This window comes from Actinomadura soli (genome assembly GCF_005889715.1).
Classification (GTDB): Bacteria; Actinomycetota; Actinomycetes; order Streptosporangiales; family Streptosporangiaceae; genus Spirillospora; species Spirillospora soli.
The window spans coordinates 1-1,902 of the sequence record NZ_VCKW01000534.1; the positions used below are offsets into that span (position 1 = coordinate 1).

The following is a 1,902-nucleotide window of genomic DNA, read 5'->3' on the forward strand; positions in this document are numbered from 1 at the left end:
TCCATGTCCGGTGCGGTGACCTGGCCGGACGTGGTGCAGGTGATGTTCTTCGGCTGTCCGTGCATGGGCCACCCCGGGTGTGTTGGAGACATCTAGATCAGCAATGCCCGCCGTCCGCTCCGGGGACGTTCGCGACAGGCAACCATCCGTAAAAGATTCAGTACGGTCTGTGACCGGCGGACCGGTTTCGGTCCGGGAGGCCCACCGCGCGGGGCGGTCCGTGCCCACCGGCGCGGACGGCCCCGAATGCTTGCCGCGCGACGGTGGTGTCATGTCCGTGTTTTTAGGTTCGTCGCTTTTTCTGGCGCATGCCCCGGGTAGGTCGCATCCAAGCTCAGAACCCGCCCCACCGGCGGGTTCTGCTCAGTTTGGACGGAATGCGTCCGTCCATGAGCGATCGGAGGGACAGTGGAGCGCTGGGAGATGTCGCCATCGGTCGTACCGACGCGCGATGAGCTCGTGGCGCGGCTGCGCGTTCGCTTCGCCGATGTTCCGGCGGAGAACGTGCGCCGCTGCGTGGACGACCTGTGGTGCTGCTGCGCCCATCTGGGGGTGCGGCCCGAGGAGCGGATCATCGAACGCCTCGCGGCGTCCCGGCTGACGGGCGTCGTGCGAGGCGGCCGCCCCCCGTATCCGGACGAGAGTCCGGACGACCGGCCCGGATCGCGTCCGCCCGGCTCCCACGCCGCCGCCCTGACCGCCACCGCCACCGCTCCGCCCCGGCCCGCCCGCGCGGCCACGAGAACCCCGATCGGGATGTGACACATGAAGGACACGACCGTGCCGGGCCTGAGCATCGAGACCCGGCGAGGGTTCATCGTGCTGAGCCTGCCCGCGCAGATCAGCTGGCAGAACTACGCGGGGATCCGGGAAGGGGTGAGCAAGGCGCTGTCCCTCGCCGCCGCGGCGGCCCCGCCGCGGGGACGGCGGCGCGGCGGGACCCGCGGGGGCGTCGTCGTCGACTTCGGTGACGCGGTCCTGCTGGACGCGGCCGGGCTCGTCCTGCTGGCCCGCGCCGAGACGCGGGCGCAGCTGCTGGGCTGCGAGCTGCGGGCCGTCGTGCCCGAGCCGTCCGGCCACGTGCTCCGGGCGCTGCGGCTCACCGGCCTGGCGCAGCTCGTCCCGGTGTTCCCGGACATCGCGTCGGCCACGGCCACGCCCGCCCCGGACGGTGGCGCGGAAGACGTCGACACCACGCACGTCCTGGACGCCATCCGGGCCCTGCACCCGGGCGACGCCGGGCTCGCGCCGAACCCGCCCGCCCCGTCCGAACTCATGATCACCACGACGGCGGCCGGGGACGGCGACCACACGGTCGTCCACCTGTCCGGGGTGCTCGACGAGGTCACGGTGCCGCGGCTCGGGGAGACGCTCACCAGGCTCGTGGAGGGGAACCTGCGCCACCTCATGGTGCGGATGCACGACCGGCTCGGCGTCCGCTGCGACCCGCTGCCGATCCTGCTCGGCATCCGCTGGCGCGTCGCCGCCGACGGCGGCTGCCTCGCGCTGCCGGCGCTGCCCGCCAAACTCCGCGAGATCATCGACCGCGAGGGCCTCGGCTCGGTCTTCACCGGATGCCGCTCCATCCAGGACCGCCTGCCCGCCGCCGAGCCCGTCTGACTCAGCTTCCGCCACTCGGCCTCTTCGCGGTCCTCCTCTTCCTCGGCGGGTCGGCTGCCGCCCTTGCCCGCCTCGGCTTGCGGCTCGGCTCGCGGTTCGCTTCGGCCCGCGCACGTCCGTCGTCCGGCTTCTCGAACGTCAGGATGTGTGCGGGTTGGGTGTGGGGGTCGAGGCGGACGTAGTTGGTTTGGGTCCAGGTGTAGGTGGTTCCGTTGAGTTGGTCGGTGACGGTGTGGGTGTGGTGGGGGTTGTCGGGCAGGCCGAGGGCGGGCAGGTCGAGGT

At 72.3% G+C, this 1,902-nt stretch carries 3 protein-coding genes; 2 read left to right on the forward strand and 1 reads right to left on the reverse strand.

What is annotated here, in order from left to right; translation table 11 throughout:
- Positions 1 to 423 precede the first annotated feature (423 nt).
- The gene (locus ETD83_RS41590) at positions 424 to 762 is read left to right on the forward strand and encodes a hypothetical protein (protein ID WP_138650729.1); all 339 of its coding nucleotides are present in this window, start codon (positions 424 to 426) and stop codon (positions 760 to 762) included.
- Positions 763 to 765: 3 nt separating this feature from the next.
- A complete protein-coding gene (locus tag ETD83_RS41595; protein ID WP_138650730.1) occupies positions 766 to 1,620 on the forward strand; it encodes an STAS domain-containing protein in 855 nt (284 codons plus the stop codon).
- A gap of 1 nt (position 1,621) precedes the next feature.
- Here the strand turns inward: ETD83_RS41595 and ETD83_RS43370 are convergent.
- A partial coding sequence (locus ETD83_RS43370; protein ID WP_171064748.1) for a hypothetical protein occupies positions 1,622 to 1,902 on the reverse strand: 281 nt, incomplete at its 5' end.

Coding starts and splice junctions, on each gene's coding strand:
- ETD83_RS41595 (WP_138650730.1), top strand. CDS start 766: ATGAAGGACACGACCGTGCCGGGCCTGAGCATCGAGACCCGGCGAGGG.
- ETD83_RS41590 (WP_138650729.1), top strand. CDS start 424: ATGTCGCCATCGGTCGTACCGACGCGCGATGAGCTCGTGGCGCGGCTG.